Genomic DNA, 12,908 nt, shown 5'->3' on the forward strand with positions numbered 1-12,908 from the left:
ATGAGACCGGATGTCGAGGCCATGAAGGCCGACATCGAGCAGAGCATCGCTCTGCTCAGGAGGCGTCTTTGACTGGGATGTCGCGCTTCGAAAACTGGATGAGCTGAACGCCCGGGTCGAGGACCCGACGCTGTGGAACGACCCCGAGGCGGCCCAGGCCGTGTCCCGGGACCGGTCGCGGCTCGAGACGCAGATCAACGCCGTCCGCGAGATGGAGACCGGTTTGGAGGAGGGCGTCATGCTCGCCGACATGGCCGACGAGGAAGGCGACGAGGCGACGCTGGAAGAAGCGCGCGCCTCGCTGAAGGCCATCAAGGAGCGGGCCGACCGCGCCGAGCTGGAGGCCCTGCTGTCCGGCGAGGCCGACGCCAACGACGCCTATCTGGAGGTCAACTCCGGGGCCGGCGGCACGGAGTCCAACGACTGGGCCGGCATGCTGCTGCGCATGTACAGCCGCTGGGCCCGCGCCCACGGCTACGAGGTCGAGGTCGAGGCCGAGGAAGGCGGGGAGCAGGCGGGGATCAAGTCGGCCACCATCCTGGTCAAGGGCCCCAACGCCTACGGCTGGCTGAAGTCGGAGTCGGGCGTGCACCGGCTGGTGCGCATCAGCCCCTATGACGCGGCGGCCAAGCGCCACACCTCGTTCGCCTCGATCGGGGTCTCGCCCGTGGTCGACGACGCCATCGAGATCGACATCAATCCGGCCGACGTGCGCACCGACACCTACCGGGCTTCCGGAGCGGGCGGGCAGCACATCAACAAGACCGACTCGGCGGTGCGCCTGACGCACATTCCGAGCAACACCGTGGTGGCCTGCCAGGCCGGCCGGTCGCAGCACCAGAACCGCGAACAGGCGTGGAAGATGCTGCGGGCTCGGCTGTACGAACTGGAGCTGCAGAAGCGCGAGGCGGCGGCCCAGGCGCTGGCCGACGCCAAGACGGACATCGGCTGGGGCCACCAGATCCGCAGCTACGTCCTGCAGCCGTACCAGATGGTCAAGGACCTGCGCACCAACGTCGAGACCTCGGACACCCAGGGCGTGCTGGACGGCGATCTGGACATGTTCATGGGCGCGGCGCTGGCGGCCCGGGTGGGCGAGACGCGCGGTTCGACCGTCGAATAGCAGAAAGGCCCCGGATCGCTCCGGGGCCTTTTCCGTCTTTGCGGCGGGGGCCTACGCGCCCGGCTTCATGTCGATCACCTGCGGGCGGTCGTCGCCGTGCGGCGGCGTGGCGCTGGCGGCGGGGGTGGAGGGCCGGGGCGCGGCCGCCGGCGCATCGCGGCGGCCCTGCAGGACCCGGCCCTGGAAATAGGCGCCGATGTCGATCGACAGCTGTTCGGCGGTGATGTCGCCGTCGACATAGGCCGTGGCGACGAGCTTGACCTGCTTGCCCGAGACATTGCCGACGATGCGGCCGCGCACCTCGACGTAGTCGGCGGAGACGCCGCCCTCGACGGCGCCGGTTTCGCCGACGATCAGGCGGCCGACGCGGACGTCTCCCTTGATCGCGCCGTCGATCTGCAGGTCGCCGGCGCCCGAGATGTTGCCGTCGAACTGCAGGTCCGACGACAGGGTCGACAGGCCGCGGGCGCTGACCGGCGAGGCCGCGCCGCGCGAGGCGGGCGCCGCGGGGGACGGGCCGCCCGGCATGGGCAGATCGGGCAGCGGCGGGATGGCGGAACCGGTGTCGGCGCGGGGTTGCGGCGACGACGGGGCGGGGGATTTAGTCTTGTTGAACAAGTTGGTCTCCGGCTCTCATGAAGCGGGCGGGGTTTTGCGGGCGGCCGTTCATCCACACCTCGTAGTGCAGGTGAACGCCGGTGGAGCGTCCGGTCGTGCCCATGGCCCCGATGCGCTGGCCCAGCGCCACGCGCTGGCCGGGCCTCACGGCCATGGAGTTCAGGTGGGCGTATCGCGTCTTGAAACCGCGCCCATGATCTATCTCGACGGTGTTGCCATACCCTGAACGGACGCCGACGAAAGACACGATTCCGGGAGCCGGGGCGCGGATCGGCGTGTTGAGCGGGGCGGCGAAATCCTGCCCCTGGTGCAGGGCGGGCCGGCTGTTGAACGGATCGAAGCGCACGCCGAAGCCCGAGGTGGTGCGGGCGTCGGTCGGGCGGCGGAAGGGCATGCCCTCGGCGGCGTCGGCCAGCTGGCGCATGTCGGACAGGTCGTCGGCGGCGTTGCGGATGCGGACCGCGAAGGGTTCGTCGACGTCGAGCACGGCGGCGAGGGCGTGGGGGTCGCGGGCCTCGACCAGCGGACCGCCGAGGCCGGCGCCGCGGGTCGGCGTGTAGGCGGACGGATTGAGGCCGGCGAGACGGAAGGCCAGCCGCAGCCGTTCGGCCCGGGTGTGGGCGACGGTCTCGGCGCGGGCGATCAGCCGCTCCTGATCCATGCGCACCGCCAGCACGCGCTGCACCGGCGTGTGTTCGTCGGGATCGAGCGAGGCGGCGGGGGCGAGGGCGGCCGGGGCGCCGTCGACGCCGCGGAACATGCCCATGACATGGGTCAGGGCGGCGTGCCGGCGCTCGACCATCTGGGCCATCTCGTCGAGCGAGCCGGTGGTGGCGGTCATGCGCACGACGGCGCTGTCGAGCCGGGCCTGCAGATCGGCGTTGAGGCGTTCCGAGGCGGCGCGGGCGCGGGCCACCGTGCGATCGGCCTGGCTCTGCATGATCAGGTCCCAGGCGAAGCCGCCCGAGGCGACCAGGCACCAGCCGCCGATGACGACGGCGGCCGCGGCGCCGAGCGCCTGACGGCCGGGCGTCAGGGCCCATGCCCGGACCTCGTCGCCATCCCGCAGATAGACATACCGGGTCGGAAACCACCGACCCATCAGAGACTGTCGCCCAGTCGCCTCTTTGGTCATTACGCAACGCCCCCACGTAAGGCGACGGGTTATGCGCCACCTTTGCCGGGGCGGACAAGTCTGTTCACGACTTGTTAACCATCCTGACCAGCGATCAGGTGAATATCGAAGGTATTCACGGCCGTTCTTCGCCTGTGAGGCGTATCCGCGAATCTTTGAAAACGCCGTTACATCTGCGCGGGCGTAGATTCGTCCGTGCTCAGAGCGAGCGGACGGCGGTCAAGACTTCGGCCGCATGATCCTTGACCCGGACCTTGCGCCAGACCCGCCGCACCACGCCGGCGCCGTCGATCAGGAAGGTGGCGCGCTCGATCCCCATGTAGACGCGGCCGTACATCGACTTCTCGCCCCAGACTCCGAAGGCCTCGGTGACGTCGCCGGGCTCGTCGGAGGCGAGGACCACCCCGAGATCGTATTTGGCCTTGAAGCGGTCCAGCTTCTTCACCGGGTCGCGGGAGACGCCGATGACCCGGGCGCCGGCGGCGGCGAAATCCCCGGCGAGGGCGGAGAAGTCCTGGCCCTCGGCGGTGCAGCCGGGGGTGTCGGCCTTGGGGTAGAAGTAGAGGACGTAGGGGGAGCCGCTCAGGGCGGCGGAGGAGACGCGGCCGTTGTCGGCCGTGGCCATGTCGAAGGCGGGGGCCTTCATGCCTTCGGTGATTTCGGTCATTTCAATTCTCCGCTCATCCCGGCGAAAGCCGGGACCCAGTTCTGTCCAGCCCGACGCAGGCGCATCAGGACACCCATTCGTGTTCTCCCGCCCGCTGCTCCATCACCCAAAGCACTGGGTCCCGGCTTTCGCCGGGATGAGCGGAATATTCAGACCGGCCGCACCAGCACGATCTTCTTCTTCCCCGCCGCCAGTTTGAACACGCCATCGGCGTTGACGTCGGCGGTCTCGATCAGTCGGGCGCCGTCGGCGATGGCCTCGTCGTTGAGACGCAGGCCGCCGCCCTGGGCGAGGCGGCGGGCCTCGCCGTTGGAGGCGGTCAGGCCGGCGCGCGTGGCGACGGCGGCGATCATGGCGCCGACGACCTCGTCGCGCGGGATCTCGACGGTCGGCAGATCGGCGGACAGCCGGCCCTGCTCGAAGGCGGCCTCGGCCGCCCCGCGGGCGTGGGCGGCGGCGTCGGCGCCGTGCAGCATGGTGGTGGCGGCGTCGGCCAGCGCCTTCTTGGCGTCGTTGATGCCGGCGCCGGGCAGGGCCTCCAGCCGGGCGATCTCGTCGAGCGGCAGGTCGGTGAACAGGCGCAGGAACTTGCCGACGTCGGCGTCGTCGACGTTGCGCCAGAACTGCCAGTAGTCATCCGGCGACAGCTGTTCGGCGTTGAGCCAGACGGCGCCTTGGGCCGTCTTGCCCATCTTGCCGCCCGAGGCCGTGGTCAGCAGCGGGGTGGTCAGGCCGAAGGCGGCCTTGTGGTCGACGCGGCGCACCAGGTCGACGCCCGAGACGATGTTGCCCCACTGGTCCGAGCCGCCCATCTGCAGGGTGACGTTGCGGGCGCGGTTGAGCTCGAGGAAGTCCACCGACTGCATCAGCATGTAGTTGAACTCGAGGAAGGTCATCGGCTGTTCGCGTTCCAGCCGCAGCTTGACCGAGTCGAAGGCCAGCATCCGGTTGACCGTGAAATGCGTGCCGTATTCGCGCAGGAACTGGATGTAGCCGTAGGTCGACAGCCATTCGTCGTTGTCGACCAAGACCGCGTCGGTCGGGCCGTCGCCAAAGGTCAGAAAGCGCTCGAAGACGGTGCGGATCGAGGCGATGTTCGACTGGATGGTCGCGTCGGTCAGCTGGGGGCGGGAGGCGTCCTTGCCGGTGGGGTCGCCCACCTTGGTGGTGCCGCCGCCCATCAGGACGATGGGCTTGTGACCGGCCTGCTGCAGACGGCGCAGCATCATGATCTGGATCAGGCTGCCGACGTGCAGCGACGGGGCGGTGGCGTCGAAGCCGATGTAGGCGGTGACGATCCCGTTCGCGGCGGCTTCGTCGAGTTCGGCCGGGTGGGTGATCTGGTGGATGTAGCCGCGGTCCCGGAGCGTGCGCAGGAAGTCGGACTTGAAGGCGGTGTCGGTCATGGACGGCTCCGTTAGCAGGGAAGCCGGCGGGCGTCTCGGGGGTTTGCGCGCCGGTGAAGGTGCGGCGCGGGAGATCGCGGGCCGCTCGCTAGGACAGCGTGCGGTAATAGAGGGCGGCGAAGGCGCGGCGGGCGATCATGGGTCTAGCTACGGTCGTGGGCGCGTGGCAGTCAAGCGGGAGGAGAGGCTCTCGATGGCAAGCAAGATCGGAGGTAGAGCGGCGGCCGTCCTCGTCCTGGCGCTCTGTGGACCGCAGGCGGTGTTTGCTCAGGGCCCAAAGGTGACCCTGACCGCGGAGTGGCTGACGCCGGCCTGCGAGTTTCCCGCCCGCTTTCGCGTAACCGTCGAGAACACCGGCGATGCGGCCTTCGCCATGCCGTCGGCAGAGATCCTCGGACACGGGAGGCCGATCAACTTCTCCGCGACGCTGGATGAGGGCGTTTTCGCCTTCACTGGGGACCGGCATTTCTCATCCGAGTCCTTCTTCCGTCCGCCGCCCGCGCCGTCCGCGCCGTTGGCGCTGGTCGATCTGTCGCCCGGTGAGAGTAAAGCTTTCGAGCTGGAGTTCGACGGGGTGTTCGACGCCCACGGCGGCCCCCTGCCCACGTATGAGGGCCGGTGGCGTGGTGAGATCCAGTTCTACTACTTTCTGCCGCTCCACATCGCCGCAGAGCGGCCGGGGTATTCGCCACCGATCCTGAGCAGTGCGGAAGATGTCAGCGCCTGGTCCAATATCCTCGAGTGCGCCTGATCCTATGCTGGTCACCCTGACGCCGCACCCGGATACGCCGTCCGCCGCTATCCACCGGATCGAGGTCGATGTGGAACGGCGCGAGGACTTCATCTGGCTGCGCTTCGCGGTGTTCGGCGACGTTGGACAGGTGCGGTGGCCGGAGCCGGCCGAGCCGGACCGGGCGGACGACCTGTGGCGCCACACCTGTTTCGAGGTCTTCGCACCGACGGACGACGGCTATCGGGAGTTCAACCTGTCGCCCTCCGGCGCCTGGGCCTCCTACACGTTTGCCGGCTACCGGTTGGGGATGACTCCCGCCAATGAACGGTCGCAGGTGCTGGACGTCGAGACGACGGAGGCGTGGGTCACGGTGGAGGCCCTGGTCGAGGCGCCGCTGGAGGCCGTCCGCATCGGCCTCTCCGCCGTCATCGAAGACATCGACGGCGGCGTCTCCTACTGGGCTCTGGCCCATCCTCCGGGTAAGCCTGACTTCCATCACCCCGACTCGTTCGCCCTGACCCTGCCGCCCCCGGAGCCCGCATGAAGACCGGCCTCGACCGCCTGTTGTCCGACCCCGTGCTGCGGGCGCCGCTGAAGGGCAGGCGCGTCGCCGTGCTTGGCCATCCGGCGTCGGTGACGGCGGATCTGACGCATTCGCTGGATGCGCTGGCTGCCTGTCCGGACATCCAGCTGACCGCCGCCTTCGGACCGCAGCACGGCATGCGCGGCGACCTGCAGGACAACATGATGGAGTCGCCGGACTTCACCGATCCGCGACACGGCATCCCGGTGTTCAGCCTTTACGGCGAGGTGCGGCGGCCGACCGGTCAGGCGATGGGCACCTTCGACGTGCTGCTGGTCGACATGCAGGACCTTGGCTGCCGCATCTACACCTTCATCACCACCCTGCTCTATGTGCTCGAGGCGGCGGCGGACCACGGCAAGACGGTCTGGGTGCTGGACCGGCCGAACCCCGCCGGGCGGCCGGTCGAGGGGCTGACGCTACGGCCGGGCTGGGAGAGCTTCGTCGGGGCCGGGCCGATGCCGATGCGGCACGGCATGACGCTGGGCGAACTGGGTCTGTGGTTCATCGACCGGTTCAAGCTGGATGTGGATTATCGCGTTATCGAAATGGAGGGCTGGCGGCCGGACGAGGGGCCCGGCTACGGCTGGCCGCTTCTGGAGCGGGAGTGGATCAATCCCAGCCCCAATGCGCCGAACGTGTCGATGGCCCGGGCCTACGCCGGGACGGTGATGCTGGAGGGGACGACGCTGTCCGAGGGGCGCGGCACGACCCGGCCGCTGGAGCTGTTCGGGGCGCCGGACATCGACGCCCGGGCGGTGATTGCGGAAATGCAGGCGCTGGCGCCGCATTGGCTCGAAGGCTGCGTGCTGCGCGACTGCTGGTTCGAACCGACCTTCCACAAGCACGTCGGCAAGCTGTGCAACGGGGTGCAGATGCATGTCTCCGGGCCCGGTTACGACCACGCGGCCTTCAAGCCGTGGCGGGTGCAGGCGCTGGCGTTCAAGGCCATCCGGCGGCTGTATCCGGACTACGATCTATGGCGGGATTTCCCGTACGAATACGAGTTCGGCAAGCTGGCCATCGACGTGATCAACGGGGGGCCGGCGCTCAGGGAATGGGTCGACGCGCCGGGGTCGACGCCGGCCGAGCTGGATGCGCTGACCGTGCCGGACGAACTGGCGTGGAAGGACGAGCGGAAACCGTTCCTGCTCTACTGACAGTTTGTCGCGTTGCGCCGGCAGGCGTCGCCGCATAGCCTGATCCCTGCGGACCGGGCCCCTCTGGCGACCATGTGGTCGTGATGTCGGACCGCATCGAGCGTGCTCGATGCGTGACAGGGACCAGCCGTTCTTCCTTGCCCGGTCAGGCGACGAGCCGCTCCTCACAGAGGAGAGGACGATGCTGCATATCCAATTGTACCGGGCCCGGCGCGACCATGCGCGGCTGGGCCATCTGATCGAGGTGGAGCAGGGGAGCCGCCGGCCGGACCCCTTCCGCTTGGCGGAGTTGAAGAAGCGCAAACTGGCGGCCCGGGACCGGATCGCCGCACTGGAAGCCCGGCAGGACTCGCCGGCCCGGCGGCCGCAGACGGCCTGATCCCCAGCTCCAGCCCGGATAGTTCAGATGGAATTTCTGCTCGCCGACTGGCTCGGCAAGCCGGCCTGGATGTGGCTGGCCTTCATGGGCGTGGTCGCCGGACTGCTGGCCCTCGACCTCGGCGTCCTGCACCGCGGCTCGAAGGAGATCGGGGTGCGGGAGAGCCTGCTGCTCTCAGGCATGTACATCGCAATCGGCCTGGCCTTCGGCGGCTGGGTCTGGTGGGAGATGGGCTCCCGGCCGGGCATCGAATACCTGACCGGCTTCGCGATCGAAAAGTCGCTGGCGATGGACAACGTCTTCGTCATCGCCATGATCTTCGGCTATCTGGCCATTCCGCGAAGCCTGCAGCACCGGGTGCTGTTCTGGGGCATCGTCGGGGTGATCGTGCTGCGCGCGGTGATGATCGGCGCGGGCGCGGCGCTGGTCAGCCAGTTCGGCTGGGTGCTGTATCTGTTCGCCGCGTTCCTGGTCCTGACCGGGATCAAGATGTTCATGGCCGGCGAGGGCCATGGCGACGTCGGCGACAGCAAGCTGCTCCGCTTCATCCGCCGCCGCTTCCGGGTGACCGGCGAGCTTGAGGGAGAGCGCTTCTTCGTTCGCCGCCCGGGCCGGGACGGCCGGATGGTCTGGTGGGCCACGCCGATGTTCCTCGCCCTGGTGATGATCGAGGTGGCCGATGTGATCTTCGCCGTGGATTCCGTGCCGGCGATCTTCGCCATCACCACGGACCCCTACATCGTCTACACCTCGAACATCTTCGCCATCCTCGGCCTGCGGGCGCTGTATTTCGCGCTCGCGGCCGTGATCCACCGCTTCGCCTACCTGAAGCAGGCGCTGGCCGTGCTGCTGATCTTCATCGGCGGCAAGGTGTTCGTGGCCGACCTGTTCGGCTGGACGAAATTCCCGGCGGAGTGGTCGCTGGCGATCACCGCCCTGATCCTGACGGCGGGCGTGGTCTGGTCACTGTGGCGGACGCGGGGGGAAGCGGGGCCGGCGGCATGATCCCTCCCGGGAGCCCTGAACCCGCCATGATTGTGCGGCCAGATAGCTTCGCCTGGGGAGGTTTCCATGATCGCGCTGCTGTTCGCCGTCGCCCTGGTCTTCCAGGATCCGACCACCCTGAGCCCGCAAGCCCGGGCGCTGATCGCACCGGTGGCCGAAGCCATAGCTGCAGAGGAGGCGCGGCAGGCCGTCCTGCCGCCGGCTGTCGATGTTCGGGAGCGGCTGGAGCGGATGGGACAGCTGGACCAGGTCGGCCGTCGCGCCGCGGCCAGGGTGGACCTGAGCCTCCTTCCGGAGAGCGAACGGGCGGCGGCCCGGTACGCGTTGAGGGCCCCGATCGCGGCCATGGATGACCGCTTGTTGGCGGAACTCCTGCCGCTCGTCCCGGAATCGGGTTGGTTCACGCCGGAGGTGTACGGGGAAGGGGCTTCGAGCGCCGCCTTCCTGATCATCCAGCACTCGAACATCGAACAGTGGCGGCGTTTCGTGCCGGTTCTGGAGCCGCTCGCCCTGGCAGGCCAGATCGATGGACAGGACTACGGGCTGATGTACGACCGGCTCGCCATCAGCGAAGGGCGCCTGCAGCGCTACGGGACGCAGGTCACCTGCACGGGCGGGAAGTTCGTGATCGACTGGGGAAACATCGAAGACCCCGAAAACGCCGACGCCCGCCGCAGGGCCATCGGCTTTGCATGGACCCTGGCGGAATACGAGCAATCGTTCGCCGACTATCCCCCGTGCGAGGAAGAATACCGCTAGCGCGTCGAGGCTAGGCCGGCTTCTCTTCCAGGCGCTTGTCCAGATACGCGCCGACGCGGCGGTCGACGGCGTCGATGTGGTCCTGCCAGAAGTGGGTCGCGCCTTCTTCCAGCTCGTAGTCGATGACGATGCCCTTCTGGGTGCGCAGCTTGTTGACGACGCGCTCGACCTCGACCGGGGGCACGATGGTGTCGGCGGCGCCGTGCCGGAACAGGCCCGAGGCGGGGCAGGGGGCCAGGAAGCTGAAATCGTACATGTTCGACGGCGGCGACACCGAAATGAAGCCGTCGGTCTCGGGCCGGCGCATCAGCAGCTGCATGCCGATGTAGGCGCCGAACTGGTAGCCCGCGACCCAGGTCTGGGTGGCGCCGGGATTGTTGGCCTGGAGCCAGTCGAGGGCGGTCGCCGCGTCGGCCAGCTCGCCGATGCCGGAGTCGAACTCGCCCTGCGACTTGCCGACGCCGCGGCTGTTGTAGCGCAGGGTGGCGAAGCCGCGCTTCACGAACAGCTGGTAGAGGGTCACGGCGACCGGATTGTTCATGTGCCCGCCCGCCTTGGGATGGGGGTGCAGGATCAGGGCGATCGGGGCGTTCGGGCGCTTGCCCGGCGAATAGCGGCCTTCGATGCGGCCGGAGGCCCCCGGCAGGATGACTTCAGGCATGGGCGGCGCGAATTCCCGTGTTCAAACATCATTTCGCAGCTGCGTAATACTTGACCGCGCCGGTAGGACTTTCTAAGTCCGCGATGCGTGCTGACGCTTTTGCGAAGGCGCGGGTTCTAGCACAGGACCCTCGAAAAGCGCGCGGTTTTTGCGGGTGGCGCGATGCGACTGTCGACCAAGGGACGATACGCGGTGATGGCGATGGCCGATCTGGCCAAGAACGGGCGCGCAGACGGTGTGCAGCGGGCCGTATCGCTGGCCGAGATCGCGGCGCGGCAGGAGATTTCCCTGAGCTATCTGGAACAGCTGTTCGCCCGGCTGAGGAAGAGCGGGCTGGTGCAGAGCGTGCGCGGTCCGGGCGGCGGCTACCGCCTGGCCAAGAGCGCGGACGAGACGGTGGTGGCCGAGATCGTGCTGGCCGTGGACGAGCCGATCCGGGCCACGCGCTGCATCGGCCATTCGTCGCCGAAGGGCTGCATGATGGCCGGCGAGCGCTGCATCACCCACAATCTGTGGGAGGATCTCGGCGCCGAGATTCATGCCTATCTGGCCGGCGTGTCGCTGGAAGACGTGGTGATGAACCGCACCGGCCGGCGGCGGTCGGGCGCGAACCCTGACGTGGGAGTGGCGGCGTGAGCGGCGTCTATCTGGATTACAACGCCTCGGGCCTCGTCCGGCCGGAGGTGCGCGAGGTGATGGCCGAGGTGCTGGCCGAGGGCGGCAACCCCAATGCGGTGCACGCCGCCGGCCGCCGCGCCCGGGGGCGGGTGGAGACGGCGCGGGCCCGGGTGGCCGAGCTGATCGGCGCCGATCCGACGGCGATCGTCTTCTCCTCGGGCGGGACGGAGTCCAACGCCCAGGCGATCCAGAGCGCGCTGGCGGCGGGCTGCGAGCGGCTGATCGTCGGCGCCACCGAGCACCCGTGCGTGGCCGAGGCGGCGAACGTCAGCGGCAGGCCGGTGGAGATCCTGCCGGTGGACAGCGACGGGGTGGTCGATCTGGACTGGCTGGCCGGGGCGCTGGCCCGGCCGGGCCAAGCCGTAGTGGCGATCCATCACGCCAACAACGAGAGCGGCGTGATCCAGCCGATCGAGGCGGCGGCGAAGCTGGTGCGGGCGGCGGGCGGCTGGCTGCACGTCGACGCCATCCAGTCGGCGGGCAAGATCCCGGTCGACATGCGCACGCTGGACGCGGACACCCTGACCCTGTCGGCGCACAAGCTGGGCGGGCCGCAGGGCGTCGGCGCCCTGGTGTCGAAGGAGGGCGTTCCGGTCATCCGCACCCTGCACGGGGCGGGACAGGAACGCGGGCTGCGCGCGGGCACCGAGAACGTGCCGGGCATCGCCGGCTTCGGCGTGGCGGCGGAATGCGCGGCGCGCGACCTTTCATCGGCCATGGCGCACAAGGCCTGGCGCGACGCCGCCGAGGCGAAGGTGAAGGCCGCCGGCGCGACCATCATCGGCGGGGCCGTCGAGCGCCTGCCCAACACCCTGTTCATGGCCGTCGAGGGCTGGGACAGCCCGCAGCAACTGATCACCCTCGACCTCTCGGGGGTGATGGTGTCGGCCGGAAGCGCCTGCTCGTCCGGCAAGACCAAGCCGTCGAAGGCCATCTCGGCCATGGGGCTGGATCGCCTCGCCACCGGCGGCGTCCGCGTGTCGGGCGGCTGGGGCACGGTCGAAAGCGACTGGCAGCGGTTCGCCGACGCCTGGGTCGCCGCCTATCAGAAGCATGCCGCGCGCGTCAGTGAGCGCGCGAAGGAAGTCGCGTAAGCATGGCCGCAGTCAAGGAAACCATCGAAGCGGTCGCCGCGCTCGAGAAATACGAGCACGGCTTCACCTCGGACATCGAGACCGAGTTCGCGCCCAGGGGGCTGAACGCCGACATCGTCCGCTTCATCAGCGAGAAGAAGGGCGAGCCGGAATGGATGCTGGAATGGCGTCTCGCCGCCTATGAGCGCTGGCAGGCGATGGAGGAGCCGACCTGGGCCTCGGTGAAGTATGAGCCGGTCGACTACCAGGACCTGTTCTACTACGCCGCGCCGAAGAAGAAGGAGGGGCCGAAGAGCCTCGACGAGGTCGATCCGGAACTACTGGAGGTCTACGCCAAGCTGGGCATCCCGCTGAAGGAGCAGGAGGTGCTGGCGGGCGTGCAGGGCGCGCCGCGCTACGCCGTGGACGCGGTGTTCGACAGCGTCTCGGTGGTGACCACCTTCAAGGCCGAGCTGGCCAAGGTCGGCGTCATCTTCATGCCGATCAGCGAGGCGCTGCGGGAGCACCCGGAGCTGGTGCGCAAATATCTGGGCTCCGTGGTGCCGGTCTCGGACAACTATTTCGCCGCCCTGAACAGCGCGGTCTTTTCGGACGGGTCGTTCGTCTACATCCCGCCGGGCGTGCGCTGCCCGATGGAGCTTTCGACCTATTTCCGCATCAATGCCAGCCAGACGGGGCAGTTCGAACGCACCCTGATCATCGCCGACAAGGGGTCGTACTGCTCGTACCTGGAGGGCTGCACGGCGCCGACCCGGGACGAGAACCAGCTGCATGCGGCGGTGGTCGAACTGGTGGCGCTGGACGACGCCGAGATCAAATATTCGACGGTGCAGAACTGGTATCCGGGCGATCCGGTCACCGGCAAGGGCGGCATCTACAACTTCGTCACCAAGCGCGCCGACTGCCG

At 68.7% G+C, this 12,908-nt stretch carries 15 protein-coding genes; 10 read left to right on the forward strand and 5 right to left on the reverse strand.

Going from position 1 to position 12,908, the window contains the following annotated elements; translation table 11 throughout:
* Window positions 1–1,123 (forward strand): peptide chain release factor 2 gene (gene prfB / locus VGD32_RS13650; protein WP_331032428.1). Its coding sequence is split into 2 segments (ribosomal slippage): window positions 1–69 and window positions 71–1,123, totalling 1,122 coding nucleotides; the frame shifts between segments, so codons are not numbered across the junction.
* Between the two features lie 51 nt (window positions 1,124–1,174).
* On the opposite strand, the gene VGD32_RS13655 is transcribed toward prfB, so the two are convergent.
* The 4 genes from VGD32_RS13655 to tyrS all read right to left on the reverse strand — a co-directional run bounded on the left by VGD32_RS13655 (window position 1,175) and on the right by tyrS (window position 4,949).
* Window positions 1,175–1,741 carry a polymer-forming cytoskeletal protein gene (locus tag VGD32_RS13655; RefSeq protein ID WP_331032429.1) on the reverse strand — a complete coding sequence of 189 codons (567 nt, stop codon included), beginning with the start codon at window positions 1,739–1,741 and terminating at the stop codon, window positions 1,175–1,177.
* Window positions 1,725–2,843 carry a peptidoglycan DD-metalloendopeptidase family protein gene (locus VGD32_RS13660; RefSeq protein ID WP_331032430.1) on the reverse strand — a complete coding sequence of 373 codons (1,119 nt, stop codon included), beginning with the start codon at window positions 2,841–2,843 and terminating at the stop codon, window positions 1,725–1,727. Before VGD32_RS13660 ends, VGD32_RS13655 begins: the two co-directional genes overlap by 17 nt.
* A 232-nt stretch (window positions 2,844–3,075) precedes the next feature.
* Window positions 3,076–3,543, reverse strand: coding sequence for a peroxiredoxin (locus VGD32_RS13665; RefSeq protein ID WP_331032431.1), 468 nt, complete (start codon window positions 3,541–3,543; stop codon window positions 3,076–3,078).
* Between the two features lie 149 nt (window positions 3,544–3,692).
* A complete protein-coding gene (gene tyrS, locus VGD32_RS13670; RefSeq protein WP_331032432.1) occupies window positions 3,693–4,949 on the reverse strand; it encodes a tyrosine--tRNA ligase in 1,257 nt (418 codons plus the stop codon).
* 193 nt (window positions 4,950–5,142) lie between these two features.
* Between tyrS and VGD32_RS13675 the strand changes: the two genes are divergently transcribed.
* The 6 genes from VGD32_RS13675 (at window position 5,143) to VGD32_RS13700 (ending at window position 9,568) form a co-directional block, all read left to right on the forward strand.
* Window positions 5,143–5,700 carry a hypothetical protein gene (locus VGD32_RS13675; RefSeq protein WP_331032433.1) on the forward strand — a complete coding sequence of 186 codons (558 nt, stop codon included), beginning with the start codon at window positions 5,143–5,145 and terminating at the stop codon, window positions 5,698–5,700.
* A 4-nt stretch (window positions 5,701–5,704) separates the two neighbouring features.
* Entirely contained in the window at window positions 5,705–6,226 is a 522-nt protein-coding gene (locus VGD32_RS13680; protein ID WP_331032434.1) for a DOMON-like domain-containing protein, read from the forward strand.
* Window positions 6,223–7,425, forward strand: a complete 1,203-nt coding sequence (locus VGD32_RS13685) for a DUF1343 domain-containing protein (protein ID WP_331032435.1) — start codon at window positions 6,223–6,225, stop codon at window positions 7,423–7,425. The genes VGD32_RS13680 and VGD32_RS13685 overlap by 4 nt, the downstream gene beginning before the upstream one ends.
* Window positions 7,426–7,606: 181 nt before the next feature.
* The gene (locus tag VGD32_RS13690; RefSeq protein WP_331032436.1) at window positions 7,607–7,804 is read left to right on the forward strand and encodes a YdcH family protein; all 198 of its coding nucleotides are present in this window, start codon (window positions 7,607–7,609) and stop codon (window positions 7,802–7,804) included.
* Window positions 7,805–7,831: 27 nt separating this feature from the next.
* Window positions 7,832–8,809, forward strand: a complete 978-nt coding sequence (locus VGD32_RS13695) for a TerC family protein (protein ID WP_331032437.1) — start codon at window positions 7,832–7,834, stop codon at window positions 8,807–8,809.
* A gap of 66 nt (window positions 8,810–8,875) precedes the next feature.
* Entirely contained in the window at window positions 8,876–9,568 is a 693-nt protein-coding gene (locus VGD32_RS13700; RefSeq protein ID WP_331032438.1) for a DUF6624 domain-containing protein, read from the forward strand.
* A gap of 10 nt (window positions 9,569–9,578) precedes the next feature.
* On the opposite strand, the gene VGD32_RS13705 is transcribed toward VGD32_RS13700, so the two are convergent.
* Window positions 9,579–10,229: an alpha/beta hydrolase gene (locus VGD32_RS13705; RefSeq protein ID WP_331032439.1), complete on the reverse strand. Its 651-nt coding sequence runs from the start codon at window positions 10,227–10,229 to the stop codon at window positions 9,579–9,581.
* A 162-nt stretch (window positions 10,230–10,391) separates the two neighbouring features.
* On the opposite strand from VGD32_RS13705, the gene VGD32_RS13710 reads away from it, so the two are divergent.
* From VGD32_RS13710 to sufB, 3 genes are all read left to right on the forward strand, one after another.
* A complete protein-coding gene (locus VGD32_RS13710) occupies window positions 10,392–10,865 on the forward strand; it encodes an Rrf2 family transcriptional regulator (RefSeq protein ID WP_331032440.1) in 474 nt (157 codons plus the stop codon).
* Window positions 10,862–12,001 carry a cysteine desulfurase family protein gene (locus VGD32_RS13715; protein WP_331032441.1) on the forward strand — a complete coding sequence of 380 codons (1,140 nt, stop codon included), beginning with the start codon at window positions 10,862–10,864 and terminating at the stop codon, window positions 11,999–12,001. The genes VGD32_RS13710 and VGD32_RS13715 overlap by 4 nt, the downstream gene beginning before the upstream one ends.
* 2 nt (window positions 12,002–12,003) lie before the next feature.
* Window positions 12,004–12,908, forward strand: a 905-nt coding sequence (gene sufB / locus VGD32_RS13720; protein WP_331032442.1) for a Fe-S cluster assembly protein SufB, incomplete at its 3' end; no start/stop codon positions are given.

It is taken from the genome of Brevundimonas sp. (assembly GCF_036402095.1).
GTDB lineage: Bacteria > Pseudomonadota > Alphaproteobacteria > Caulobacterales > Caulobacteraceae > Brevundimonas.

Excerpts from the sequence above, each read along its gene's own strand:
- VGD32_RS13660 (WP_331032430.1), bottom strand. The coding sequence starts at position 2,843 with ATGGGTCGGTGGTTTCCGACCCGGTATGTCTATCTGCGGGATGGCGAC.
- VGD32_RS13665 (WP_331032431.1), bottom strand. The coding sequence starts at position 3,543 with ATGACCGAAATCACCGAAGGCATGAAGGCCCCCGCCTTCGACATGGCC.
- tyrS (WP_331032432.1), bottom strand. The coding sequence starts at position 4,949 with ATGACCGACACCGCCTTCAAGTCCGACTTCCTGCGCACGCTCCGGGAC.
- VGD32_RS13675 (WP_331032433.1), top strand. The coding sequence starts at position 5,143 with ATGGCAAGCAAGATCGGAGGTAGAGCGGCGGCCGTCCTCGTCCTGGCG.
- VGD32_RS13680 (WP_331032434.1), top strand. The coding sequence starts at position 5,705 with ATGCTGGTCACCCTGACGCCGCACCCGGATACGCCGTCCGCCGCTATC.
- VGD32_RS13685 (WP_331032435.1), top strand. The coding sequence starts at position 6,223 with ATGAAGACCGGCCTCGACCGCCTGTTGTCCGACCCCGTGCTGCGGGCG.
- VGD32_RS13690 (WP_331032436.1), top strand. The coding sequence starts at position 7,607 with ATGCTGCATATCCAATTGTACCGGGCCCGGCGCGACCATGCGCGGCTG.
- VGD32_RS13695 (WP_331032437.1), top strand. The coding sequence starts at position 7,832 with ATGGAATTTCTGCTCGCCGACTGGCTCGGCAAGCCGGCCTGGATGTGG.
- VGD32_RS13700 (WP_331032438.1), top strand. The coding sequence starts at position 8,876 with ATGATCGCGCTGCTGTTCGCCGTCGCCCTGGTCTTCCAGGATCCGACC.
- VGD32_RS13705 (WP_331032439.1), bottom strand. The coding sequence starts at position 10,229 with ATGCCTGAAGTCATCCTGCCGGGGGCCTCCGGCCGCATCGAAGGCCGC.
- VGD32_RS13710 (WP_331032440.1), top strand. The coding sequence starts at position 10,392 with ATGCGACTGTCGACCAAGGGACGATACGCGGTGATGGCGATGGCCGAT.